This is a genomic window from Janthinobacterium sp. 64 (genome assembly GCF_002813325.1).
Classification (GTDB): domain Bacteria; phylum Pseudomonadota; class Gammaproteobacteria; order Burkholderiales; family Burkholderiaceae_D; genus Janthinobacterium.
The window spans coordinates 5,983,433-6,009,385 of the sequence record NZ_PHUG01000001.1; the positions used below are offsets into that span (position 1 = coordinate 5,983,433).

Below are 25,953 nucleotides of genomic sequence, written 5' to 3' on the forward strand. Positions count from 1 at the left end.
CGATGATTTCTCCTGCCTTTGCCTCGATCCTTGCCAGCGGCCGCGCCCAGTTCAATGCGCGCGCGGCGGAAGCGCGCCGGCGCTTTCCCGCGCTCGACATGGCCGCCTTCGGCGCCTTCTTGCACGATGGCGTCGATCCGCTGGTGGTGGCCGTGGCCGCTGCCGCGCCCGAGCGCGTGGGCGGCGCGACCCTGGCCGCCTACGACATGGCCCTGGAACTGGTGGGCCATGGCCTGGCCGGTCCGGCCGCGAAAAACCCGTTCTTGAATACCGTGTGGCGCGAACTGGCGCCGCAGTTTGCGCCGCTGCTGGCGACGGCGCCCGTGGATGTATTGGGCATGCTCAGCAACGCCGCCATCCACATAGCCTCCGTGGCGGGCGCGCGGCCCGCGCAGTGGCAGGCCGGGATGGCTGCCGTGGCGCCGCAAGTGGGCAGCGTCGCGCAGCTGCGCGCCGTGGGCCAGGTGCTGGCCTGGCGCGCCGGCGTCGCGCATTTCCGCCTGGGCGCGCTGGCCGCCGCCGACACCTTGCCGCCCGCCTTGGCGCTGGCCGCGTTTGGCGAACCCGGTGCGCAGTGGCCGCAGGTGCATGCGCAGCTCATGGCGAATCCATGGCGCGGCAATGCCGATGGCCGGGAGTTCGGTTCCTTTACGGGCCTGGGAGGCGACTTCGGCACGCCGCCGCAAGTGCGCGCCACGGCTGACGGTTTTGTCGTGCGCAGCGCCGAGCGTCACTACCTGCTGGTGGCCGACGCCTGTGGCGCCGTGCTGCATAGCGCCACGGCGCAGGAGTACGAGCAAGCCAATACCGGCATGCCGCCGTCCGTGCGCCTCGATGGCGCGACCGTGCACGTCGGCGCGCGCAGCATCGCGCTCGACCTGCCGGCCGGCGACATCGCGCTTGCCGCGAATGCGCATACGCTGGCCATCACGTCGCCATGGACGCACGCGATCCGCCTGCTGCCGCTCGCATGAAGACTACCGCCGACAGCGCGCTGATCGACGCCTGGCGCGCCGCCTGGCGCGAGGCCCTGGCCGTGTGGAGCAAATTTACGCGCCTGCGCGACCCGAATCTGTGCGCCAGCCGCGTCGAGGCCAGCAAGCAGGGCTTGTCCGGCAGCTTCGCCATGATCCGCCTGCTGGACCAGAGCGTGGTGGTCGACTTGCCGCTGGTGACGGAACTGGGGCTGGACGACTATGCGCTGGAAATCCTCGCGCATGAAATCGGCCACCACATCCTCGCGCCGGGCAGCGCCAGCGACCAGTTCCGCCTGCTGGCGCGCATGCGCCGCGCCTTGCCGACGCTGGAGCAGCACGCGCCCATGGTGGCCAATCTGTACACGGACCTGTTCATCAACGACCGTCTGCAGCGCCAGGCGAATTTGCGCATGGCCGACATCTACCGCAAACTGGAGCAGGGGCGCTCTGTGGAGGCCAAGGCCAGCGGCGGCGTATGGACCCTGTACATGCGCATCTATGAAAACCTGTGGCAGCTGGAAAAGGGAGAGCTCGGTGGCGGCCAGGCCGACGAGCGCCTCGACACGGATGCCTGGCTCGGTGCGCGGCTGATCCGCGTCTACGCGAATGACTGGATGCTGGCGGCGGGCCGCTTCGCCACCTTGCTGCTGCCCTATCTGGTGGAAGACACGGACGCGTTGAGCCCGAGCCGCTATCTGCTCGACACGCGCGACGCGGCCCGTGGCTGCCAGACGTACGGCGCGCAGCAGATCGAGGATGACGAGGAGGACGGCGCCATCCATCCCGTGCACGACAAGCGCATCTCCGGCCTCGATGGCGAAGAACCGCAAGCCGAGGCGCCGGCCAGGCAAGGCGGCGGGCAACTGCGCGAACCGTTCGAGCTGGGCGACATTTTAAAGGCCTCGGGCATCGACCTGAGCGACCATGAAATCGCCATCCGCTATTATCGCGAGCGGGCCTTGCCGCACCTGGTGGCGTTTCCCAGCCGCCCCGCACCCGAGTCGCAGGAGCCGCAGATGGAAGGGCTGGAGCAGTGGGAAATCGGCGACCCGTTGGAAGACATCGACTGGCTGCAATCGGTGATGCAGTCGCCGCGCCCCGTGCCGGGCGTGACCACCGTGCGCCGCGTATATGGCCGCGAGCCGGCGCGCGCCATCGATGCCGTGCCAGTCGACCTGGACATGTACGTGGACAGTTCCGGATCCATGCCGAACCCGCAGGCGCATACCTCGTTTTTGACACTGGCCGGCGCCGTCATCGCGCTATCGGCCTTGCGCGCCGGCGCGAAAGTGCAAGTGACCCTGTGGAGCGGCAAGAACCAGGTGATGCAAACGCCCGGTTTCGTGCGCGATGAAGACCTGATCCTGGGCGTGCTGACGCAATTTTTTGGCGGCGGCACCTGTTTTCCCATCCACTGCCTGCGCAAGACCTATGCGGGCAAGCGCGAACGGCCCGCGCACATCTTGATGATTTCCGACGATGGCATCACCACCATGTTCGACAACGATGAGCTGGGCAACAGCGGCTGGGATATTTCGGCGAAAGCGCTGGCCCAGGGCGGCGCGGGCGGCACCATGGCCCTGAACCTGGAGCGCGACTGGGAGGGCGCGGCCAGCCACACGTGGCTGCAGAAAACCTACGACGATTTGAAGCGCGCGCGCCGCGAGCAGGGCTGGGATATCCATGCCGTCGAGCGCTACGAGGACTTGCTGGACTTTGCGCGGGCGTTTAGCCGCAGGCATTATGTGAAGAGTTAAATAAGATGAATATGCGCAGCAAAATTCCGGGGTCAGACCCGGCGGGTCTGACCCCAGCATTTGCCGTTGGGTTGAGGTAACGACATCATGATGCAAATCGGTCCCCACCTCGAAACCCTGACCCACCGCCTGGCCGACACGCCCGTCGAATTCCTCGCCGAGCCCCGTATCGCCGGCGTCGCCAATGCGCAGGCGGTGGCGGTGGCTGCACTGGTCAACGACATTTTGCTGCTGCATGGCGCGCGCGCGCCGGCCGCGTCCCTGCAGGGTTTTATCGGCGCGCAAGTGAAGGCGGACCGCAACCGGCTGGCGCTGGCCATGATCGTGTGCTGGCTGCTGGCCGACGACTGGTTCACCGGGCAGCAGTTGCCGCAGCATGATCTGCTGCAGGTGCTGGGCGAGGCGGCGCGCGAACTGGCCGCCAGTACGCCCGCCCACCAGTTCACGCAAGACCCCGAGCGGCGCGAGGAACTGGCGCGCATCGTGCTGGCGCGCCTGGGCTTTCGGCCCCGCGACGAAAGCGTGGCGCAGGCCACGGACAGGTTGTCCGCCATCAGCGGCACGGAACGGCGCCGCTTGCTCGAAGCGAGCCGGCTGGCCGAGCAGCGCGCGCGCGAAATCCGCGAGGCGCTGGCGAAAAAGGCGGCCGAGGAATCGGCCGACAAGTGGTCGCGCGAATGACGCTCGCTGGCAAACCTGACGTCAATCTGCCGGGCGGCGCGTGGGAATCGGACCGCGACTACTGTCCCACCCTGACACCGGCGGGCGCGCGCATGCTGGAAAAACTGCGCGGCCATCCTTGCGCCCCCGTCTATCGCAACCGCAGCGGCAACAAGCTGCAGGCGGCGGAAGTGGCGGCCTTGCACGCCTATGAGCGGGAAGTCATGGACGCGGTAGTCGCCTGGAGCGCGGCTGCGCCGCCATCCTGGCTGCCCGATTTTCTCAAGGTGACTTATGCCACGGTGCCGTACTACCGCGCCTGCGGTTCGCCCCCGGCGCGCCTGGCGGACGTGGCGCCCATCAGCCGCGCCGAGCTGGCGCACGATATCGCCGCCTTTGTGCCCGACGATGCGGATCTGGCGCGCATGATCAATTTCCAGACCACGGGCACCACGGGCCACCCGCTGCTGATCGCCTCGCACCCGCTGGTGGCGGGCCGTTACCTGGCCTTCCACAAGCGCGCGCTGCGCCGCTTCGGCGTGACCCTGCGCCATGGCGCGGGCCAGGTGGGCGTCATGCTGCTGGGGCACCAGCGCCGCTGCTTCACCTATGTCTCCGTCACGCCCACGATGGACGAATCGGGCCTGGCGAAGATCAACCTGCACCCGGACGACTGGCGTCAAGCTGAAGACCGCGCGCGCTACCTCGACGCCATGGCGCCCGAGCTGATCGCGGGCGACCCCATCTCGTTTGCCGAGCTGCTGACCCTGCCCATGACGCATAAGCCGGCCGCATTGATGTCCGTTTCGATGATGCTGTTGCCGGGCATGCGCGCGCGCCTGGAACAGCGTTTCGGCTGCCCCGTGCTCGACATCTATTCGCTCAATGAAGTGGGACCCGTGGCCGTGTACGACGAGCAGGCGGGCGGCCACGTGCTGCTGCAGCACCGGCTGTACGTGGAAATCCTCGATAGCGCGGGCCAGCCCGTGCCGGATGGCGCGCGCGGCGAAATCACGGTGACGGGCGGTTTTAACTTTTGCCTGCCGCTGGTGCGCTACCGCACGGGCGACTACGCTTCGCTGGCGCATGGCCCGCACGGTCCCGTGCTGGTGGGCCTGGCGGGCCGCAGCCCTTTGCGCTATCGCACGGTCAACGGCGAGTGGATCAACAATATCGACATCACGCACGCCTTGAAACCGCTGGCCATCGCCCTGTTCGGCGTGCACCAGCATGGCGACGGCAGCGTCGCGCTGCGCCTGGCGCCGGGCGCCATGCCGCAGGCGGATCGGGCGCGCGCCTTGCTCGCGCCTTTTTTCGGCGCCATCGCGGTCGAGACTTTGCTGGCGGAAGACAAGATCATTCAATACACCTCGGATTTGCAGGAAGCAGCAGTATGAACAGATACAAACGGGGTCTGGTCGTGGGCAAATTCTGTCCGCTGCACCTGGGCCATGAGTTATTGATACAGCGCGCCACGGACGGGTGCGAAGAACTGCTGGTGGTCAGCTACACCAGGCCTGAGTTTCCCGGCCTGGAACCGGCGCGCCGGGAAACCTGGCTGTGCGCGCAGTTCCCGCAGGCGCACATCGTGGTGCTCGACGATGCGCGCCTGGCCGCCCTGTGCGCGGCGCGCGGCGTGCCTGCGCGTTCGCTGCCGCACAACGACGACGAGGGCGACGCGCATCGCCACTTCATGGGCTGGCTGTGCTGGACGGTGCTGGCGCTGCCCGTCGATGCGGTGTTTACCAGCGAGGATTACGGTCCCGGCTTTGCGCAGGTGCTGGAAAGGCATTACGCGCTGGGCGCGGTGGCGCACGTCAGCGTGGACCAGGCGAGAACGCTGGTGCCCATATCCGGCACGCTCGTGCGGCAAGACCCGCAGGCGCACAGCGCCTTCCTGTCGCCCGTCGTGCGCGCCGATCTTGTTACGCGCGTGTGCGTGCTGGGGGGCGAATCGAGCGGCAAGACCACCCTGGCCGCCGCGCTGGCAGCGCATTTCGATACCGGCTGGGTAGCCGAGTATGGCCGCGAGCTGTGGGAAAGCCAGGATGGCATTTTGGTGTATGACGATTTGCTGAAGATCGGCCGGGAACAGCTGCGCCGCGAAGCGCAAGCGCTGTTGGCTGCGCGGCGCTGGCTGTTTTGCGACACCTCGCCCCTGACCACGTATTTTTACTGCGTCGAGATGTTCGGCAGGGCCGAGCAGGAACTGGCGCAGCTGGCCGGATATCGTTACGACCTGGTGCTGCTGTGCGCGCCCGACTTTCCCTTCATCCAGGATGGCACGCGCCGCGACGGCGATTTCCGCGCGCGCCAGCATGCGTGGTACCAGGCCGAGCTGGCGCGGCGGGGGATCGCCTTTGTCAATGTGTCGGGCACGGTCGCAGACAGGGTCGGGCAAGTCGCCCAGTTGCTCGCGCGCTAATCCGACCTACGTCGTAAAAGCCGTGTTTACGGCTTTCAGGATCTCATCCGAAAACGCGTCATCATCGACGGCGCGCGCCAGCGCCACGGCGCCCACCATGGCCGACAGCATGACGATGGCGTCCTGCCGTGGGTTGCGCTTTTTTTGCCACGGAAAATGCGTCGTCAGCTTGCCGATGATGGATTTCAGGTGGAAGGTAAAGGCGGGGCGCACGGCCGGCTGCTTGCGCGCGTCGCCGGCCAGGGCCGCCAGCAGGCAGCCATCGCCTGGTGCATCGCGGTGGGCCGCGCTCACGTAATCGCGCACATACTGGCGCATCGCTTCCGGGCTGAGGGTTGCCGCATCGAGCGCCGCGCGCGAGTGTTCCGAGCCGTGCAGGGTGCTTTCCGCCATCAGCGCTTCCTTCGAGGCGAAGTGGTTGTAGAAGGGGCCATGCGTGAGTCCCGTCGCCTGCATGATCTGCCCCACGCTGACGCCGTCGTAACCTTTTTCACGGAACAGCCGCGCCGCCTGCGTCAGGATGCGCTGGTGCTTTTCGGCGGTTTCTTCGGCGGGATAACGCATGGCAGGCTCCTGATCGCGGTGTAAAAATAATGGTTGACATCATACATGATGTTCGTCATGCTTCAACACATTAAACATGATGACCGTCATATTTAATGTGTTGAAGCATGATGGCTGTCATGTTTGATGGCCTCAACCTACCCCATACTCAAGAAGGAATGATCATGAATGCAGTTACTACCCAAGGCACGGCCCTCGTCACTGGCGCATCGTCTGGCCTGGGCGCCGTGTACGCGGACCGCCTGGCCGCGCGCGGCTTCGATCTGATCCTGGTGGCGCGCCGGGTCGAGCGCCTGGGCGTGCTGGCCAAGTCGCTGGCGGAAAAGTATGGCGTGGCCGTGCGCGCCATGGCGGCCGACCTGGCCGCACCGGCCGACCTGCAGCGTGTGGCCGATGAACTGGCAGGCAACCCGGCCATCACCATGCTGGTCAATAACGCGGGTGTCTCGACCCTGGGTGCCGTGGTGGACTCGCCGCGCGAGGGCATCGCCGCGATGGACCGGGTCAACGTGGCGGCGCTGGCCCAGCTGACCTACGCCGTGCTGCCTCAATTCAAGCTGCGCAACAGCGGCACCATCATCAACATCGGTTCCGTGCTGTCCTTCCACATCCTGCCGGTCAGCACGATCTACAGCGCCACCAAGGGCTATGTGATGAATTTCACGCGGGGCTTGCAGCAGGAACTGGCCGGCACGGGCATCACGGTGCAGCTGGTGCTGCCCGCATCGACGGCGACGGAAATCTGGGAATTGAGCGGCGTGCCGCTGGCGCAGCTGGACCAGGCCACCATCATGCGCGCGGAAGACTGCGTCGATGCGGCGCTGGCAGGCCTGGACCAGGGCGAGCTGGTGACCTTGCCTTCCGTCGAAAACCAGGAACTGTGGGAGCGCTTCGACGCGGCCCGCCTTGCCCTGTTCGCGGGTGCGATGCACGGCAAGCCGGCATCGCGCTACGGCCTCACTGGCTGACCGGCGGGCTGACAGCACCGGCATGGACGCGTTTTTCGCGGCAACGCCGGCGCGCCAGGCCGTCGGCGTACAACCGAATTTCAGTTTGAAGGCGCGCGCATATTCGGCGCGGAACTGGCCACGGAACTGGCAGGATACCGGCTGTTCAGGGGAAGCAGGAGGGGACTTCATGCCGCCGGTTATGGCATGAAGTCCCCTCCGTGCGGTTTGGGTTTGAAATGTCGGCTTCAGTTGGTATGCAAGGCAATCGGGCCAGCCTGTTTGAGCAGGCTGAGATTTCCTGCGGATTACTTAGAATTTATAGTTGTACAGCAGTGCCGCCAGGACGGCGCCCAGCAGCGGGCCGACGACCGGCACCCAGGCATAGCGCCAATCGCTGTCGCGCTTGCCCGGGATGGGCAGGATCGCGTGCATGATGCGCGGACCGAAGTCGCGCGCCGGGCTCATCGCGTAACCGGTGGTGCCGCCGAGCGACACGCCGATGCCCAGCACCAGCAGGGCGACCGGCAAGGCGCTCATGGCCCCCAGTCCGAAGCTCGGCGCCGCCATGTTCAGCACGGCAAACACGAGAACGAAGGTGGCGATCATTTCGGAAGCCAGGCTGCCGAAGGTGCCACGGATCGCCGGGCCGGTGCAAAAGACCGCCAGCTTGGTGTCGCCATCGGAGGTGGCCTCGAAGTGTTTGTAATACATGACCCATACCAGAAACGCTCCCATCATGCCGCCGAGCATCTGCATGGCGACATAGGCGGGGACATTTGCCCAGGGAAATTTTCCAACCACCGCCAGCGCCACGGTGACCACCGGATTGAGGTGGCCGCCGCTGGCGGTGGCGGTGCACAGCACGGCGACAAAGACCGCCATCGCCCAGCCGATGGCGATCACGACCAGGCCGCTGTTGTGGCCCTTGGTTTTTTGCAAGATGACGTTGGCGACCACGCCATTACCGAGCAGGACGAGCAAGGTGGTGCCGATGAATTCGGCGAATAAAGGATGCATGTGAAACTTCCGGTGAGGTGTGGGGGATGGGCGTGTGGTCGATCAGACCGCATCGGCCCAGGCTTTGCTGGCGTTGACCGCACGCTGCCATCCCTGTATGTGGGTTTTGACTGTGTTCGCGTCGAGCTCCGGCGTGAAACGGCGGTCCAGTTTCCATTGGTCCTGTATGTCGCCGACATCCTTCCAGTAGCCGACCGCCAGGCCGGCCAGATACGCCGCGCCCAGGGCCGTCGTTTCGGTGATTTGCGGGCGCACCACGTCCACGCCGAGCAGGTCCGACTGGAATTGCATCAACAAATCGTTGGCCACCGCGCCGCCGTCGACCCGCAATTCGGTGATCTTGCTGCCCAAGTCGGCTTCCATGGCCTTCAAGACGTCCAGCGACTGGTAGGCGATGCTGTCGAGCGCGGCGCGCGCGATGTGGGCCGAGGTGGTGCCGCGCGTCACGCCGAACAGCGTGCCGCGGGCACGCGGATTCCAATGCGGTGCGCCGAGTCCGGCGAAGGCCGGCACCAGATAGACGCCGTCGCCATGCGGCACCGAGCGCGCCAGCGCCTCGATTTCAGCGGCGCTCTTGATGATGCCCAGCCCGTCGCGCAGCCATTGCACCACCGCGCCGCCGATGAAAATGCTGCCTTCGAGCGCGTAGCTGACTTGCTCGCCGATCTGCCACGCGATCGTGGTGACGAGATTGTTCTTCGATTCAATCGGTTTGTCTCCCGTGTTCATCACCAGGAAGCAACCTGTGCCGTAGGTATTCTTGACCATGCCTGGCTTGGTGCACATCTGGCCGAACAGCGCCGCGTGCTGGTCGCCGGCGATGCCGGCCAGCGGCACGGCGGTGGCGAACAAGGTGGTTTTGGTGGCGCCGTAGACGGCGGAAGAAGGATGCACTTCCGGCAGCATGCTGCGCGGGATATCCATCATGGCCAGCAACTCGTCGTCCCATTTCAGCGTGTGGATGTTGAACAGCATGGTGCGCGAGGCGTTGGTGACATCGGTGACGTGCAATCCCTGCTGCGAGAGATTCCAGACCAGCCAGCTGTCGACAGTGCCGAAGGCGAGCTTGCCCTGGTTGGCGCGTTCGCGCGCCCCTGGAACATTGTCGAGTATCCAGCGGATCTTGGTTGCGGAGAAATACGAATCGATCGGCAAGCCGGTTTTTTCGCGCACGATGGCTTCGAGGCCGCGGCCTTTCAATTCATCGCAGAAATCGGCCGTGCGGCGGTCTTGCCAGACGATGGCGTTGTACACGGGGCGGCCCGTCTCGCGGTCCCAGACGATGGTCGTTTCGCGCTGGTTGGTGATGCCGATGGCGGCGATCGATGCGCCGTTCAGTCCCGCGTGCGTGACGGCTTCGGCGGCGACGCCGGCCTGCGTCGACCAGATATCCTGCGGGTCATGTTCGACCCAACCGGGCTGCGGATAGATTTGCGGGAATTCCTTTTGTGCCACCGAGACGATGTTGCCGGCCCGATCAAACAACACTGCGCGTGAGCTTGTCGTTCCCTGATCGAGCGCAAGAATGTATTGGTCCTGCATCGCCATTTTCTGCATGTCTTCTTCTCCGTCTATAGTTGATTTTTTTTGCCGGTCTTTGCCGCGCCGGTCATTCGGTAAAACTGGTATCCCGTGTCCAGGGAGATGGCCCGGGCAAGGCAAAGCCGCCTGGCTCTCAGGCTTGTTTTTTCAAGTGCTCATCTCAGGCACCGACATCTGTCTGATCCACTCCTCCAGACGCGCCACATGCCGCGGCTGGCAGTACAAGCCGCATTTGGTTCTGCGCCAAAGGATGTCTTCGGCGCTGCGCGCCCATTCCACCTCGAACAGATAGCGCGCTTCCTGTTCGTACACGCCGGGCGTCAGTTCTTCGCCCAGATCCGTCATCTTCTTTGCCGTGCCGAGCATGCGCCTGGCGCGGGTGCCATAACAGCGCGCATAACGCTGCGCCAGCTTGCCCGGCAGCCATGGGTACTGTGCATGCAGTTGTTGTGCAAAGCGCTCGAAGTCGATGTCCTCAACCAGCGCGCCCGCCTGCTGCAGGTCGCCGCCCGGCAAGGGTGCCGAAGCGGTCCAGTCCGGCGCATTGCCGCCCAGGCGCGGCTGCAGCATGGCCAGTGCTTCTTCCGACAGTTTCCGGTAAGTGGTGATCTTGCCGCCCCAGATATTGAGGAAGGGGGCGGTGTTCGGGTCGCATTCGAGCAGGTAGTCGCGCGTCACCGCCGAGGCGTTTTGCGCGCTGTCGTCGAGCAGCGGCCGTACCCCGGAATAGGTCCAGACCACGTCGCTTGGTGCAATCTGTTTGGTGAAATAACGGTTGGCCACCTCGCACAGGTAGCTCACTTCGCCGTCGCTGATCGTCACCTTGCCGGGCGCGCCGGTGTATTCCAGGTCGGTGGTGCCGATCAGGGTGAACTCGTCCTGGTAGGGAATGGCGAAGATGATGCGTTTGTCCTGGTTCTGGAAAATATAGGCGTAGGGATGATCGAACAGGCGCGGCACGATGATGTGGCTGCCCTTGACCAGCCGCAGGCCGTGCGTATTGCTCACGCCCGAGGCGGCGTTGGCGAATTGCGCGGTCCAGGGGCCGGCGGCGTTGACGATGGCGCGCGCCGTCACCTCGATGCGGCCATGCTGCTCGCTCTCCAGCGTGGCGTGCCAGCCCTGGCCTTCCTGGCGTACCGCCGCGCAGCGGGTGCGCGTCAGGATGTTGGCGCCGCGTTCGCTGGCGTCGAGCGCATTGAGCACCACCAGGCGCGCATCGTCCACCCAGCCGTCGGAGTAGACGAAGCCCTTGCGGAAATCGCCTTTCAGCGGGCCGCCCGCCACGTGCTGGCGCAGCGACACGCCTTGCGAGGCCGGCAGGAAAGCGCGTCGCGCCAGATGGTCATACAGGAACAGTCCGGCACGGATCATCCAGGCCGGCCGTTGTCCGGCATCGTGCGGCATGACGAAGCGCAGCGGCCACATGATGTGCGGTGCCGTGCGCAGCAGCAATTCGCGTTCCTGCAAGGCCTTGCGCACCAGCTTGAATTCGTAATACTCAAGGTAACGCAGGCCGCCGTGTATCAGTTTGGTGCTGGCCGAGGACGTGTGCTGGGCCAGATCGTGCTGCTCGCACAGGATGACGCGCAAACCGCGGCCGGCCGCATCGCGCGCGATACCGACGCCGTTGATGCCGCCGCCGACGATTAAAAGATCACAGTCCTGTTGCGCTAGCTGCTTGATTGTCGATTGCATCATGATCCTGGAGGTGGTGATAGGCCGCTATGGGCTATAAAAAGTGCATGGTTTCAGGTGTTTCTCATCCCGCCGCGCAGTCGCTGCCATGCGCCTGCCTGCCACTGCCATGGGCGCATCCGGGCGTTCATGCGAACAGGAAGAGAACTGCGCTGAAGTGAAGAATGGCGCGCTTTTTTTGTTTATTTTACGCACGTTCGAAAATTTAACAACATTTAATTCTTCTTTTTTGTTCGTTTAGATTCGTTTTCACAACATGCCCATACCGACCATGAGCGGCGGCGCATACGTCAGCTGCCCGCCACTTGCCATGGCATAGGCGTGATATAAGGGGATGCGGGAAGGGGGGAAGGAGGTTCCGGGTTGGACCGGGGGGCGATCCAGTGCAAGCATGGGGAGGATGACAGAAATGACAGACGCGTCGCTGGCGCTCTGCGTGAACGCCGGCTTCGCTTTGCGGCATGCAGGAACCTATCCCGGCGGGGGCTGCATGCCTATGCCGGGACGAGCTTTCAACCTGATTTCAACCTGATTTCAAGCTGATTTCAACCGAATTTTAACCTGATTCAGGCGGCGTTCAAGGCCTGTTCCAGGTCTTCGCGCAAGTCATCGATATGCTCGATGCCGACGGACAGGCGCAGCATGTCTTCGGACACGCCGGCCTTGGCCAGTTCCTCGGGATTGAGCTGGCGGTGCGTGGTGGACGCCGGGTGCGTGGCCAGCGACTTGGCGTCACCGATGTTGACCAGGCGCGTAAACAGCTGCAGGGCGTCGAGCACGCGGGCGCCGGCAGCGCGCGGATCTTCTGCGTCGGCCAGCTTCAGGCCGAAGGACAGAATGCCCGAGGCGCGGCCGTTCATGTATTTTTTCACCAGCGCGTGGTCCGGGTGGTCTTCCAGGCCCGCGTAATTGACCCACGCGACTTTCGGATGCTGTTTCAGGTGCTTGGCCAGGGCCAGCGTGTTGTCGCAGATGCGGTCCATGCGCAAGGCCAGTGTCTCGATGCCCTGGATCAGCTGGAAGGCGGAGAGTGGCGAGATGGCCGCGCCCATGTTGCGCAGCGGGACGACGCGCGCGCGGCCGATGAAGGCAGCGGGGCCGAACGCTTCCGTGTAGACGACGCCGTGATACGACACGTCCGGCTCGTTCAGGCGCTTGAAGCGTTCCTTGTGCTCGGCCCAGGGGAACTTGCCGCTGTCGACGATGGCGCCGCCCACGGTGGTGCCGTGGCCGCCCAGGTATTTGGTCAGCGAGTGCACGACGATGTCGGCGCCATGCTCGATGGGGCGGAACAGATAGGGGCTGGGCACCGTGTTATCGACGATCAGCGGGATGCCGTGCGCGTGCGCGATTTCGGCCAGTTTCGCTACATCGGTGACATTGCCCAGCGGGTTGCCGATCGATTCGCAGAAGATGGCCTTGGTGCGCGCGTCGATCAACGCGGCGAAGGTCTCGGGCTGGCGCGCGTCGGCGAAGCGCACTTCGATGCCGATCTGCGGCAGGGTGTGGGCAAACAGGTTGTAGGTGCCGCCATACAGCTGGCTGGCGGAGATGAAATTGTCGCCCGCTTCGGCAATCGTCTGGATCGCGTAGGTAATGGCCGCCATGCCCGAGGCGACGGCCAGTGCGGCCACGCCGCCTTCGAGCGCCGCGACGCGCTTTTCCAGCACGTCCTGCGTGGGGTTCATGATGCGCGTGTAGATATTGCCGGCCACCTTGAGGTCGAACAGGTCGGCGCCATGCTGGGCATTGTCGAAGGCGTAGGCCACCGTCTGGTAAATGGGGACGGCGGCGGCCTTGGTGGTCGGGTCGGGGGTGTAGCCGGCGTGCACGGCCAGGGTTTCGATTCTCATGTGGTCTCCGGTGTCGATGGTATGCGGTGGTGAAATCCGCAGCCATTGTGCCATGCGTCCGTTAGCCCGTTGCTACGCTTGATAGAATATTAAGTCATAAGCTAGTGCTGTCTTGATATAAGTCATGCAGCTCTGCTTGGCCGATAAACCGTTCATGCGTGCCATGCTGGGCGCAGGCGAATGCGCCGCCGATGGCGCCGCGGCGCATGGCGGCGTCGATGCCCGCGCCGCCGAGCCAGGCGTGCAAAAAGGCGGCCACGAACGAGTCGCCCGCGCCATTCGTGTCCACCACGGGCAGCGTCAAGCCTGCCGTCGGGTAGTGCCGCACTTCGCCGCTGGCGCGTTCCAGCACGTAGGCGCCGTCGGCGCCGGCCATGGCGATCACTGCCTGCGCGCGGCCTTGCGAGATGATGGCGCGCATGACGTCGTCGCGACGCTCGTCCAGCGCGGCCGTACTGAGAAAGACCAGGTCGGCGCGCAGCGCGAATGTCCTGTGGTGCGGGTTGACGCCGTCCCAGTCGTGCAGATCGGTCGACACCGTGGTGCCGCACACCAGCGCATCGTCAAACAGTTCGGCCACCCAGCCCATGATGGAAAAGTGCGCGTGGCGCGCCGGTCCCAGGTAGGGCAGATAAAAGGCGGCCGGCATGCGCAGGTCTTCCGGGTGGCGGCCGTCGTACAGCGACATCCGGCGTCCCTGCGGGTCGACCAGGTTGACGCTGCGCCGCGTGCCCGAGGGTTCGACGATGTGCGAGAAATCGAGTTTGGCTTCCTTGTAGCGCTGCAGGATGGCCGCGCCTTGCGCATCGTCGCCGATGAAATCGATGAACTTGCAGCGCAAGCCCAGCGCGTGGCAACCGAGCGCCACGCCATTGCCCGTGTGCGCCACGTAGTCGCGGATGGGCGGCACGTGCAGCGAATCGGCGACGGGCAGTCGCAGGTCGGGGACGCGCACTATTGTGTCGATGCCGGCGCCGCCGACCACTAAAATGTCATAGCTGCTCATGGTGCTGCCTTTTCTAACAGGACGGTGCCGGCCGCGTGTACCGCGACGGCGCCGTCCTTGACTATGTAGGTTTGGTTTGTATAGGCGTCGCGCAGCGGGGTGCCGTCCGCGAACACGCCGTGGACCTGCAACGAGATGGCGCCCTGTGCTTCGGGCACGGCGATGATGGCGTCGCCATCGATCACGCGGGCAAACGCATACGGCTGTTCATGGATTAATCTGTGCTTTCCGCGCGCCAGGGCAGGGTGGCGCAGCCGGAACTGGCCCAGCTTGCGCGCATGCGTCAGGGTGGCAGCGTCCAGCGACGACCAGTTCATGTCGGAGCGCGTGGCCTGCTGTTCGTCGCCGACGGGCGCCGCGCCAGGCTGGCGCGCGCTTTCATCGCCATAGAACAGCTGCACGCCGCCCGGCGCCAGTAGCAGGGCGGACAAGCCATGCTTCAATCGGTCGCGCGGGAACAGGCTGGTGTCGTGCGAGGAGATATACGACAGGATGTCGTAGCGGGGGCCCGGGCTCTTGTTCAGCAAGCCCGCGTACTGGCGGTACACGCCATCGATGCTTTTCCAGTCGCCGCCAGCGCGGCTTTGAAAGTCGAAATTGATCATCGAGTCGAAGCCAGCGTCATGCCAGCTGCTGCGCTCGGGGCCATGGCCCCACGCTTCGCCCGTCATCCAGAATGGCGCATCGTCGATTTTCTGCTGCGGGTGGCGCGCCTTCCAGTCGGCCAGGGCATCGGTGGCGGCCGCGCGCAGGGCCAGCCAGCTGGCTGGCTCCACGTGCTTGACGGTGTCGGCCCTGAAACCGTCGACGCCGAATTCGCGCACCCAGTCGGCCAGCCAGTGGACCAGGTAACCGCGCACGGTGGTGTCGGGCAGGGCCACGGCGCGCGTGTCGGCTTTGTGTTGCAGGATGGGCGGCAAGCCCACGGCCTTGCCGCTTTCCGTGCGGAAGTCGGGCAGGTAGGCCAGTTGCATCGTGTAGTCGTCCTTGCCGCCATCGGAATAGCCGGGCAAGCCCGCGCGCACCCAGTCCGGACCCCACCACTGCGCGAATGCGAAGTTGTTGTAGTCGATGAAGCTGTGATAATCGCGCAGGGTGGCCTTTTCATGGCCGGGCCACAGCACGGGCACCTTGTACTGCGCCAGGGTGCGCAGGTCCGCGTAGCCGGGGTGATTGAGCACCACGTCGAACAGCACGCGGATGCCTTGCGCGTGGGCCGTGTTGATCATCTCGCGCAATTCTTCGCGCGTGCCCATGTTTGCATCCATCGTCGTGTAGTCGAGCGCCCAGTAGCCGTGGTAGGCGTAGTGCTGGAATTGCTGCTTGCCGCCCACCACCCAGCCGTGGATCTGCTCGTACGGAGCCGTGATCCACAGCGCGTTGACGCCCAGCTCTTGAAAATAGCCGGCCTTGAGCTGCTGCGTGATGCCGGCGATGTCGCCGCCGTGAAAGCTGCCGACGTCGCCGCCTTGCGGGTCGGCCGCGCGGCCATAACTGTGGTCGTTGCCGGGATTGCCGTTGGCGTAGCGGTCTGTCACGGCGAAGTAGACGATGGGGTTGTCCGCGAAGCTGCCCGCCTGCGCCGGCAGGCTGACGAGCAAAGCGGCGAGGGCGGTCAGCACGGTCTTCATGTCAGCCCTTCACGCCGCCAGCCGTCAGGCCGGAGATCATCCACTTCTGCGCCAGCAGGAACACGGCCGTGATGGGCAAGCCGGACAAGATGGCTGCCGCGGCGAAGTCGCCCCACAGGTATTTTTGCTCGTACAGGAACAGCTTCGAGCCGACGGCCAGGGTCAGGTTGTTTTGTTCATGCAGCAGCACGGAAGCGATCGGGTACTCGATGATGGCGCCGATGAAGGACAGCAGGAATACCACCATCAAAATGGGCACCGTCATCGGCAGCAGCACGTAGATGAAGGCCTGCCATTGCGTGGCGCCGTCGACCTTGGCCGCTTCCTCGATCTCGATGGGGATGGTTTGGTAGTAGCCCTTGATGGTCCAGATGTGCAGGGCGATGCCGCCCGTGTAGGCCAGCACCAGGCTGCCGTGGTGGTCGATGCCCAGCCATGGCACGTAGCTGCCCAGCACGTCGAAGATGGCGTAGATGGCCACCAGGGCCAGCACGGCGGGGAACATCTGCAGCAGCATCAGCGCGGACAGGGTCTGCGACTTGAAGCGGAATTGCATGCGCGCGAATGCATAGGCGCAGGTGGTCGACAGCAGCACGGTCACGGTGGCGCTCATGCTGGCCACCTTGATGGAATTCCATAGCCACAGCAGCACGGGGAAGTCCGGCTCGACGAGGGCGCCGTTGGGCGCCTGGTAAGACATGCCCAGCGCCAGACGCCAGTGCTCGAAGCTGATCTCGGGCGGTATCAGGCTGCCCGAGGCGAAGTTGCCGGGGCGCAGGGAGATCGACAAGATCATCAGGAAGGGGAACATCACCAGCGCGATCAGCGCGATCACGGCGACGTGGGCCGCCAGGATGCGCCAGCGGTTGGAACGGTCGACAACGATAGCCATGGCTGTCCTTTATGCTTTGTTCATGCGCGTCAGGCGCATGTTGACCAGCGAAATCGCGGCCACGAGGAAGAAGATCAGCGTCGAGATGGCGGCGGCCAGGCCAAAGTTCTGGCCGGAATCCTCGAACGCGATGCGGTAGGTGTAGGACACAAGCAAGTCCGTCGTGCCGGCCGGTAAAGTCGTGTCGAGGAAATCGGGACGCCCGCCCGTCAGCAAACTGATCAGCACAAAATTGTTGAAATTGAAACCCAGGCTGGCCACCATCAGCGGCGTCAGCGGCTTGATGATCAATGGCAGGGTGATCTTGAAGAAATTCGTCAGCGGTCCCGCGCCGGCCAGGGCCGAGGCTTCGTACAGGTCCGACGGAATCGCCTTGATCAAGCCCATGCACACGACCATCATGTAGGGGTAGCCGAGCCATGTATTGACGATCAAAATCATGGCCTTGGCCAGGGTGGTATCGGAGAACCAGGCGGGCTTGATGCCGAACAGGGCGTCGAGCACGAGGTTGATTTCGCCGAAGTTATTGTTAAATAAACCCTTGAAGACCAGGATGGAAATGAAACCGGGCACGGCGTAGGGCAGGAACAGCAGGGTGCGGTACAGGCCGCGGAAGCGCAGCGCATCCCAGTTCAGCAGTACAGCCAATACCATGCCCAGGCCTGTCGTCGTGGCCACGCTGATCAGGGCGAAAACGATGGTCCAGACAAAAATGCGCAGGAAGGGGCCGCGGAACGCTTCGTCGGAGAAAATCTTGACGAAGTTGGCGAAGCCCACGTTGACCTTGAAGCCCGGTTCCAGCTTGCTACCGTCCGGCATTTCATAAAAGCCCGTCTTGAAGTTCGGCGTGACCAGTTCGCCCGTGGCGATCTTCTTCAAGGTCTTGTCCGGCAATTGCTTGTAGACGTGAGCGACAGGGCCGAATTCGCGCAAGCCCACCATGCGCAGCTCGATCTTGTTCGGCAGCACGAGGGTGAGCAGCTTGATATCCTTTTGCAGGGCGATGATGTCCTTGATGCCCAGCGGCGGGGCCAGCACGGGCGCCTGCACGGGGTCAGCCGGCGCCACTTCCACGGTCAAAGGCACGGCGCGCTTGAGGGCCAGCGGCTGCGTCAAGAGCACTTCGCCCGTGTCCGGGCTTTCCAGGCGCAAGCGGTATTCCTTGTTGTCGGCATGCACGGTCATCGCATAGCCGGCGCTTTCCACCCGCTGCGTCTCGTCCAGCAAATATTGCGTGGCCCGTTCATAGGTGAGCAGGTTGCGCGAACTGAAATTGGTAAAGCCGATCGACACCGTGTACACCATCGGCAGCAGCACGAAGACGATCACCGCCGTGATGCCGGGAAACAGATAACGGTAGGCATAGGCGCGCGGCGACGTGAAGACGAACGTCGTCAGGGTCAGCAAGCCGAGGAAGACGGCGGCCAGCATGGTCTGGCCGGAAATGTACAACATGAAGAGCAGATACAGACCCAGCGCCATGCTGATGGTCAATACCGTAGGGCCGATAAACTTGCGCACGATGGATACCTGTAATGATACGTAGGTCGGATTAGGCCCAAAGGGCCGTAATCCGACAACATTGTTGGCGGCACATGTCGGATTACGCGCTACACGCTAATCCGACCTACGCTCAAACAAAATATGGCTTAATTGGCGGTCGTAATCCGCTTCGCCGCCGCGTCCAGGCCATCCTTGGTCGTCTGGCGGCCTTGCGTGATGTTTTCCAGCGCCGATTGCATCGACGACCAGAAGCGGCCCATTTCCGGGTTGTTCGGCATCGGGCGGCCCGCTTGCGCGCTTTCCATCGTCGCCTGGATGTTCGGATTGGCTTTCAATTCCGCGAACAGTACCTTGTTCGCTGGCGTGCCCAGCGGGACGTCGGCGTTGATGGTTTTCAAGCCGTTGAGCTGCAGCATCTGGTTTTCCAGGAATTCCGTCGCCAGGTCCTTGTTCGGGCTGGCTTTCGAAATCATCGCGCCCAGCACGCCCACGAATGGGGTGGCCGTCTTGCCTGCCACGGTAGGAATCGTTGCCACGCCGTAATTGATCTTCGATTTGCGCGCATTGTCCCACGACCATGGGCCATTGATCATCATGGCGATCTTGCCCTGGTTGAAACCGGCTTCCATTTCCGCGTAGCCGGCGCCCTTCGGCATGGCGCCGCTGTTGATCAGGGTCATCAGCGCATTCACGCCCGCCTGCGAACCGGCATTGTTCACGCCCGTCTTGGCCGCATCGTAGCGGCCGTCGGACTTGACTTCAAACGGGAAGCCGCCGCCCGCACCCAGCAAAGGCCACGTGAAATAGGTATTCGTGTAATCCCACAGGATGGCTTTCTTGCCTTGTGCCGAGAGTTTCTTGTCCAGCGCGGCGATTTCCTCGAAGGTCTTGGGCGGATTCGGCACCAGGTCCTTGTTGTAGACGAGGGCGACGGCTTCGATGGAGATCGGATAGCCCCAGGTCTTGCCGCCCACGGTGAAGGCGTTCCAGGCCAGCGGCAGGATGGCGGCGCGCGCTTCCTTGCTTGGCGTCACTGGTTGCAGCAAACCGGCGTCGATCCAGCCGCCGATGCGGTCATGCGGCCAGATCCAGATGTCCGGGCCCTTGCCGGCGGCCGCTGCTTGCTGGAATTTGTTCGGCGCATCTTCCGGGTGTTCGACGACGACCTTGATGCCCGTCTTCTTGGTAAATTCCTCGCCGACCTTGGCCAGACCCTTGTAGCCTTTGTCGCCATTGATCCAGATCAGGAGGGTGCCTGCTTCGGCCGCGTGCGCCATGCTGACGGCGGCCAGGTTGCCGATGCCGGCCAGGGCGGCGGCGATCAGGGTGGTTTTGATGAAGCTGCGTTTCGGGTGCGTGAAGGACATGTCAATCTCCAGTATCTTTTTTTATGCTAAGTTTATGTTGAGTATCAAGGCTGAAACGATGCAACCAGGCCAGGCGGCGCCTGTAGCGCCTGGCCCCTTAAATGCGTAATCAGGTACGGGTCTGGCCGTGCTCGTCGAACACGTGGACGCGGGCCGGCGCCACTTGCAGCGCCACGGATTGGCCAATGGCCCAGTCCGTTTCCGCATCGGCGCGCACCACCAGCGGTTCGTCGCCGCCTGCTACCTGCACATACAGATAGCTGATGTCGCCCAGTTTTTCCACCGCCTGCACGCTGGCCGTGATGGCGGCTGTGGCGCCGGGCGCGCACGCTTGCACATGCTCGGGACGCGCGCCGACGGTGACGGGGGTGCCGCTGGCCAATGGCTGCGTCAACACGGCTTGCAGCATGCCGCCCGCGTTGGTGGCGATGGTGGCCACGCCGTCGGCATAGCTGTGGATCTTGCCCTTGAGGAAATTCATGCGGGGCGAACCGAGGAAGCCGGCCACGAACAGGTTGGCCGGATGGTGGTACAGCTCCAGCGGTGCGCCCACTTGCTCGATGCGGCCCGCGTTGAGCACGACGATGCGGTCGGCCAGGGTCATCGCTTCGACCTGGTCATGCGTGACGTAAATCATGGTTGAGCGCAATTCGCGGTGCAGATTCGCCAGTTCGATGCGCATCTGCACGCGCAAGGAGGCGTCCAGGTTGGACAGCGGTTCGTCGAACAGGAAAACGTCGGGTTTGCGCACGATGGCGCGGCCGATGGCCACGCGCTGGCGCTGGCCGCCAGACAAGTCTTTTGGTTTGCGTTCCAGCAATGGTTCGATGCGCAGGATTTGCGCGGCGCGCTGCACGGCGTCGGCGATCTGCACCTTGTTCATGCCGGCCAGTTTCAGGCCGAAGGCCATGTTTTGCGCCACACTCATGTGCGGGTACAGGGCGTAGCTCTGGAAGACCATGGCGATGCCCCGCTTGGCAGGCGGCACATCGTTCATGCGGGTCTTGCCGATATACAAGTCGCCGCCGCTGATTTCTTCCAGGCCGCATATGCTACGCAGCAAGGTCGATTTGCCGCAACCCGACGGGCCCACGAAGACCATGAACTCGCCGTCGGCGATCTCCAGGTCGATGCCGTGCAGGGTTTGCACGTCGCCATATGCCTTTTTCAGCCCTGCTAATTTCAGTCCAGCCATGTCGTCCTCACTCTCACTGAATGTGCCTGGCCAAATCTACTGCGCGTCGAGATTTGCGGCTGGCGATGCTCACTGTGCGTTCGCACAGCTGCGCTTCTCAGCCACAACTCTCATCCGCTCGCTACGATTTTGCCAAGCACTGATACTCTGTTGTTCGGCCCCGCTGATGCGCGGGGCTCGTTATTGTAATTGGCGGCATGGCCGCCAAAGCCTGCGATTTACGCCAGGGTGCCGAACCAGCCGCCATGCGGGGGCAGGCTGATCTGCTGGCCATCTTTGCTGCCTGGCAAGCCGTGACCGGCCAGGTCGGCCGCTGCTGCGGCGGCCCGCAAGTCAAACGTGACCGTTTCGGTGCCCAGGTTGAAGGCGGCCAGCACGGACGGTTGGCCGGCCAAGTCGCGGCGCAGGGCCAGCACGGGTTCTGGCGCATCGAAGAAGACGATATCGCCGCGCAGCAATTGCGGCAGGGTGCGGCGCCAGGCGAGGATGTTCTGCGCAAACGTCAAGGGCGAGGCGCTATCGCGCTCTTCCACGTCGACGGCGCGCGCCAGATGCTCGGGCGGCACGGGCAGCCAAGGTTTGGCATTGCTGAAACCGCCATGCGGCGCATCGGCCACCCACGGCATCGGCGTGCGGCAGCCGTCGCGGCCCTTGAACTGTGGCCAGAACGGGATGCCGTACGGGTCTTGCAGCGCCTCGAAAGGAATGTCCGCTTCCGTCAGGGCCAGCTCGTCGCCCTGGTACAGGCACGGCGTGCCTTTCAGCGCGGCCTGCACGGCCAGCACCACCTTGGCCAGCGAGGGCGATGGATTCTCGCCGCCCCAGCGCGTCATGACGCGCACGCTGTCGTGGTTGCCCACAGACCAGGAAGCCCAGCCGTCGGCCACTTGCGCCTCGAACTCTTCCACCTGGGTGCGGATGTGCGCGGCGGAAAACTCCGCCGTCAGCAAGTTGAAGCTGTAGGCCATGTGCAGTTTGTCGACGCCCGTGTAGGCAGCCATGGTGGCCAGCGCATTGTCGTCGCCCACTTCGCCGATGGAAATGGCCTGGTATTCATCGAGCACGGCGCGCACGCGCTGCAGGTAGGCGATGTTTTCCGGCTGCGTCTTGTCGTACACGTGCGCCTGCATGCCGTACGGGTTGATGGCCGATACGCTGCTCGCGTCGCGCTGGGCGGCTGGCGGATTATCGCGCAGCAATTGATCGTGATACGGGAAGTTGCAGGAATCGAAGCGGAAGCCATCGACGCCGCGTTCCAGCCAGAAACGCAGGTTGTCCAGCTGCGCTTGCTGCACGGCCGGATGATGGAAATTCAGGTCGGGCTGGCTGACGAGGAAATCGTGCAGGTAGTACTGGCCGCGGCGCGGCTCCCATTGCCAGGCGGAACCGCCGAACACGGACAGCCAGTTGTTCGGCGCCGTGCCGTCCGGTTTCTGGTCGGCCCACACATACCAGTCGGCCTTGGGATTGTCGCGGCTGGAGCGGCTTTCCACGAACCATGGGTGGACGTCGGACGAGTGCGACAGCACCTGGTCGATCATTACTTTCAAGCCCAGTTCATGGGCGCGCGCCACCAGGCGGTCGAAATCGGCCAAAGTACCAAACATGGGATCGACATCGCAGAAATCGGCCACGTCGTAGCCGAAGTCTTTCATCGGCGACGTGAAGAAGGGCGAGATCCAGACGATGTCGGCACCCAGGGCGGCGATGTAGTCGAGCTTGGAGGTAATGCCGGGCAAGTCGCCGATGCCGTCGCCATTGCTGTCGAGGAAGCTGCGTGGATAGACCTGGTAGATGACGGCGCTGCGCCACCAGTCGGCGGGCAGGTGGGCGAGATTGTTCTGGATGGTCGGCATGAATGATTTCTTAAAAGTTGCCTGTAGCCTTGGCTATCAGGGCGGCGCTGCTGGTTGGTAGGCGAACGTCTTATTTTAAAATTCAAAGCGCTTTGGGTATGAAATGAGTATAGTTCAAAGCGCTTTGAAAAGTAAAGCGATACACGCGCCAGACATACGATTTTTTTATGAGGGTGATTCAGGACAACAAGGTGGGAGGACCGGGGTCAGACCCGGCGGGTCTGACCCCAGCTTTCTGCTGCGGGCCAATGCAATATTTAACTACCTAATTACCGGGCCCGCCGACTCCCCCGGCAACAGTTCGCACGGCCACAGTTCCTGCAAGTCGCTAACGGGCGTGCCGTCCATCAGGGCCAGCAGCATGTGGATCATCTTCGCGCCGGCGCCGCGCGGGTCGGGCTGGACGACGGTGGTGACGTTGTGGCCGGCCAGGGAATCTTCCATCACGCCCCAGACGATCAGCGACATCTCGCTGCCGATGGCGATGCCCGCGTCGAGCAGGGCGCGCACGGCGCCCACGCCCGACATGTGATTGTCGACGATGACGGCGGTAGGGCGGGGCGAGCGGGCCAGCAGGCGCTGCATGGCCTGGTAGCCGGCGCGGCGGTCGTGGGCATTGTCGACCAGGTTGTCCGGGTCAACGGCCAGGCCGCCCGCCTGCATGGCGTGCTGGAAACTGTCGACGCGCTGGCGCACGAAGTTCAGGTCCGGCGTGGCGCTGATCAGGCCGATGCGCTGGTGGCCCAGCTGCGCCAGGCGCTCGACGGCCAGGCGCATGCCGGCCTCGTTGTCATAGTCGAACCAGGCGTGCGGCTGGTTCAGCTGCGTGCGGCCATGCGCGACAAACGGCATGCGCTGCTGCGCCAGGTAGGCGATGCGCTCGTCGTACGGTTTCGTGCGTCCGACGATCAGGCCATCGATGCGGCGGCCCTTGACCATGCGTTGATAGGTGTGGAATTCATTGGTGGCCGAGGCGGGCGCGATCATCATGTCCATCTGCTGCGCTTCCAGCGCTTCCGACATGCCGCCCACGATGTCGATGAACATGGGGTCGGCCAGGTCGTTCGGCATCAGCGGGTAGATGATGCCGACGATATTCGTGCGTCCCACGGCCAGGCTGCGCGCCATGGGATTGGGGCGGTAACCGGCGGCCTGCGCGGCGGCCAGCACCCGCTCGCGTGTGCGTTCGCTCACTTCCGGATAGCCATTCAAGGCGCGGCTGACGGTGGTTTCGGATATTCCTAGCGTTTTGGCGAGATTTTTGAGGTTCATGGATGCTGCGTCTGGGGTGGATCGGGAGCGATGCAGAGTAGTTTATCTGATAAATGCCGGAATGATCAGGGGGATGACCGGCGGCGGCAGCGCCCAAAAAAATACGCGGGCAAACCCAGGGGCGCCCGCGCTAAAAGAGGATACTGCTGAATCACTACATTGAAGCTGCCGGCCATCGCGTGCAGCGGCGAAATGGTGGGTCCGGATATTCCTTGCCCCTGGATGAGCGGGCGGTGTTGCTGCCATTGGCAAGCATCTATGGATGCTTGCCAATGTTTTAGAGGCCTGCGATTACCACCAGCTTTCCACTTGGAAACCAACCGAGCTGCCGTTGGTCTTGCCACCAAACACGCCCGTCGACGACAGCGCGGTTTCCGCGGCGGCGGCCGACTGGGCTGCCTTGTTCCATTTGGCGTAGGTGTAGAAGGCGCGCAGCACGGGGCGCGACCAGAAGCTGTTGCCAGCCGACAGTTGCGGGGCAATCGTCAGCTTGGTCAGGTTGCGGCTTTCTCCGCCTTCCGGCTTGACGATGTCGTGGCCCAGTTCCACGGCCAGGCTGTAGTTGTCCGTGAAGTGGTAGACGGGACGCGCGCCGATCGAGGTCCACTTGCTGCTGACGCCCGCCGTTTCCTTGTCTTCATAGACGAAGGTGCCCATGCCCGACCAGGCGCCTTTGGGCTGGATCATGATCTGTTCCGTCAGACGCACGACCTTGTCGTCCTTGTCGGCGCCCAGGCTGAAGCCGCCCGTGTTGGCGGCGCTACCCTTGCCGAACTGCAATGCCACCTTGTTGAAGCCGCCCAGCAGGTTGCCTTGTGTATGCATGATGGTCAGCAAGTGGCCGCTGGCGATGGGGGCTGCGCCTTGTGCGTTGCGTTTCTGATTGAATTGCAGGCCCAGGGTCAGTTCACCGTCCGGGTTGACCTTGATGCCGGAAAAGCGCAAGTCGTGGGACAGGCCCATGCGCTTGCTGTCCTTGTCGTCGGCCGTGCGCACGACGGCGTAGGCCAGCTTGGCGGCGCCCAGGTCGATGTTTTCCAGGCCGGCGCCAGGGCCGCTGTTATTCCAGAAGTAGTAATCGGTGATGTGCACGTCCTGGCGGTCGTAGTAGCGCTTGCCGACCCAGGCGCGCGCTTCGGCGAAGGCGCCCGTGCCGATCTTGTCGGCGACGACGTTCATTTCGCGCCACGACGGGTCCGATTGTTCCCAGTCCTGGTTCTGGTTGACGGAAAACGCCACCAGGGTATTGATGCGGAAGGTGGTGCCGTTGGCAGCCTTGAAGGCTTCGCCGCCGAATTTCAGCTCGCCGTAGGTTTCGCACTCATTGCCCAGACGATATTTGGACGAGGCGCCGGCCAGGCCGAAACACGCTTCCTTGCCGCCTTCGCTGCTGGTGCCGAAGCCCGAGCGGATGTAGCCGCCGAAATCGATCGGCAGGGCGGCCTGGGCAGCCGAAGCGCTCAAGGCCAAGGCCACGGCGGCAGGCAAAGTTTTCAAGAAATGTTTGTTCATTGCGTCTCCAGTGTTTTTATAGGTGTGGGATCGGTGCGCATAACTTCGCACAACCAAAGCGCTTTAGTTATGTTTCAAAGCGCTTTGAGTATAGTTCAAAGCGCTTTGATCAGTAAACTAGTTTTATTCCTTGAAACTTTTGAGGTGTTGCGGAGAAACATCAACGGTGGGCAGGGCGGTGCTGTCCGCCCTGGCGCCGGCCGGATGGCGCAGGAATGCCAGGATCAGCAGGGCCGAGGCGGTGGTGATGCTGGCCAGCACATACAGCAAGTGGCG

Annotated in this window: 20 protein-coding genes; 6 read left to right on the plus strand and 14 right to left on the minus strand. The window is 63.7% G+C overall.

The window, feature by feature from the left end:
* The first annotated feature begins 2 nt into the window (after positions 1 to 2).
* The 5 genes from CLU91_RS26425 to CLU91_RS26445 all read left to right on the plus strand — a co-directional run bounded on the left by CLU91_RS26425 (position 3) and on the right by CLU91_RS26445 (position 5,819).
* Entirely contained in the window at positions 3 to 974 is a 972-nt protein-coding gene (locus tag CLU91_RS26425; RefSeq protein ID WP_100876483.1) for a hypothetical protein, read from the plus strand.
* A complete protein-coding gene (locus CLU91_RS26430) occupies positions 971 to 2,734 on the plus strand; it encodes a hypothetical protein (protein WP_100876484.1) in 1,764 nt (587 codons plus the stop codon). The genes CLU91_RS26425 and CLU91_RS26430 overlap by 4 nt, the downstream gene beginning before the upstream one ends.
* An 87-nt stretch (positions 2,735 to 2,821) precedes the next feature.
* Positions 2,822 to 3,415 carry a hypothetical protein gene (locus tag CLU91_RS26435; RefSeq protein WP_232730892.1) on the plus strand — a complete coding sequence of 198 codons (594 nt, stop codon included), beginning with the start codon at positions 2,822 to 2,824 and terminating at the stop codon, positions 3,413 to 3,415.
* Positions 3,412 to 4,791: an AMP-binding protein gene (locus CLU91_RS26440; protein WP_100876486.1), complete on the plus strand. Its 1,380-nt coding sequence runs from the start codon at positions 3,412 to 3,414 to the stop codon at positions 4,789 to 4,791. Before CLU91_RS26435 ends, CLU91_RS26440 begins: the two co-directional genes overlap by 4 nt.
* The gene (locus CLU91_RS26445) at positions 4,788 to 5,819 is read left to right on the plus strand and encodes an AAA family ATPase (protein ID WP_100876487.1); all 1,032 of its coding nucleotides are present in this window, start codon (positions 4,788 to 4,790) and stop codon (positions 5,817 to 5,819) included. The genes CLU91_RS26440 and CLU91_RS26445 overlap by 4 nt, the downstream gene beginning before the upstream one ends.
* Positions 5,820 to 5,825: 6 nt before the next feature.
* On the opposite strand, the gene CLU91_RS26450 is transcribed toward CLU91_RS26445, so the two are convergent.
* Positions 5,826 to 6,383: a TetR/AcrR family transcriptional regulator gene (locus CLU91_RS26450; RefSeq protein WP_100876488.1), complete on the minus strand. Its 558-nt coding sequence runs from the start codon at positions 6,381 to 6,383 to the stop codon at positions 5,826 to 5,828.
* A gap of 164 nt (positions 6,384 to 6,547) precedes the next feature.
* Between CLU91_RS26450 and CLU91_RS26455 the strand changes: the two genes are divergently transcribed.
* Entirely contained in the window at positions 6,548 to 7,351 is an 804-nt protein-coding gene (locus CLU91_RS26455) for an SDR family NAD(P)-dependent oxidoreductase (protein ID WP_100876489.1), read from the plus strand.
* A 291-nt stretch (positions 7,352 to 7,642) separates the two neighbouring features.
* On the opposite strand, the gene CLU91_RS26460 is transcribed toward CLU91_RS26455, so the two are convergent.
* From CLU91_RS26460 to CLU91_RS26520, 13 genes are all read right to left on the minus strand, one after another.
* Positions 7,643 to 8,350, minus strand: a complete 708-nt coding sequence (locus CLU91_RS26460) for an MIP/aquaporin family protein (RefSeq protein ID WP_100876490.1) — start codon at positions 8,348 to 8,350, stop codon at positions 7,643 to 7,645.
* 42 nt (positions 8,351 to 8,392) lie between these two features.
* Positions 8,393 to 9,892, minus strand: a complete 1,500-nt coding sequence (glpK, locus tag CLU91_RS26465) for a glycerol kinase GlpK (RefSeq protein WP_100876938.1) — start codon at positions 9,890 to 9,892, stop codon at positions 8,393 to 8,395.
* A 147-nt stretch (positions 9,893 to 10,039) separates the two neighbouring features.
* Entirely contained in the window at positions 10,040 to 11,593 is a 1,554-nt protein-coding gene (glpD, locus tag CLU91_RS26470; protein ID WP_232730893.1) for a glycerol-3-phosphate dehydrogenase, read from the minus strand.
* 563 nt (positions 11,594 to 12,156) lie between these two features.
* Complete coding sequence (locus CLU91_RS26475; RefSeq protein ID WP_100876492.1) at positions 12,157 to 13,443, minus strand: O-acetylhomoserine aminocarboxypropyltransferase/cysteine synthase family protein; 1,287 nt, start codon at positions 13,441 to 13,443, stop codon at positions 12,157 to 12,159.
* 94 nt (positions 13,444 to 13,537) lie between these two features.
* Positions 13,538 to 14,449 (minus strand): carbohydrate kinase family protein, encoded by a 912-nt coding sequence (locus tag CLU91_RS26480; protein ID WP_100876493.1) that lies wholly within the window; start codon positions 14,447 to 14,449, stop codon positions 13,538 to 13,540.
* Complete coding sequence (locus CLU91_RS26485; protein ID WP_100876494.1) at positions 14,446 to 16,080, minus strand: alpha-amylase family glycosyl hydrolase; 1,635 nt, start codon at positions 16,078 to 16,080, stop codon at positions 14,446 to 14,448. The genes CLU91_RS26480 and CLU91_RS26485 overlap by 4 nt, the downstream gene beginning before the upstream one ends.
* A gap of 1 nt (position 16,081) precedes the next feature.
* Positions 16,082 to 16,972: a maltose ABC transporter permease MalG gene (gene malG, locus CLU91_RS26490; protein WP_034783032.1), complete on the minus strand. Its 891-nt coding sequence runs from the start codon at positions 16,970 to 16,972 to the stop codon at positions 16,082 to 16,084.
* A gap of 9 nt (positions 16,973 to 16,981) precedes the next feature.
* Complete coding sequence (gene malF, locus CLU91_RS26495; protein WP_100876495.1) at positions 16,982 to 18,493, minus strand: maltose ABC transporter permease MalF; 1,512 nt, start codon at positions 18,491 to 18,493, stop codon at positions 16,982 to 16,984.
* A 128-nt stretch (positions 18,494 to 18,621) separates the two neighbouring features.
* The gene (gene malE, locus CLU91_RS26500) at positions 18,622 to 19,842 is read right to left on the minus strand and encodes a maltose/maltodextrin ABC transporter substrate-binding protein MalE (RefSeq protein ID WP_198521413.1); all 1,221 of its coding nucleotides are present in this window, start codon (positions 19,840 to 19,842) and stop codon (positions 18,622 to 18,624) included.
* A 109-nt stretch (positions 19,843 to 19,951) separates the two neighbouring features.
* Positions 19,952 to 21,037, minus strand: coding sequence for an ABC transporter ATP-binding protein (locus tag CLU91_RS26505; RefSeq protein WP_100876496.1), 1,086 nt, complete (start codon positions 21,035 to 21,037; stop codon positions 19,952 to 19,954).
* 218 nt (positions 21,038 to 21,255) lie between these two features.
* Positions 21,256 to 22,893 (minus strand): alpha-amylase family glycosyl hydrolase, encoded by a 1,638-nt coding sequence (locus CLU91_RS26510; RefSeq protein ID WP_100876497.1) that lies wholly within the window; start codon positions 22,891 to 22,893, stop codon positions 21,256 to 21,258.
* A gap of 261 nt (positions 22,894 to 23,154) precedes the next feature.
* A complete protein-coding gene (locus CLU91_RS26515; RefSeq protein WP_100876498.1) occupies positions 23,155 to 24,165 on the minus strand; it encodes a substrate-binding domain-containing protein in 1,011 nt (336 codons plus the stop codon).
* Positions 24,166 to 24,456: 291 nt separating this feature from the next.
* The gene (locus CLU91_RS26520) at positions 24,457 to 25,677 is read right to left on the minus strand and encodes a maltoporin (protein ID WP_100876499.1); all 1,221 of its coding nucleotides are present in this window, start codon (positions 25,675 to 25,677) and stop codon (positions 24,457 to 24,459) included.
* Between the last annotated feature and the right edge of the window lie 276 nt (positions 25,678 to 25,953).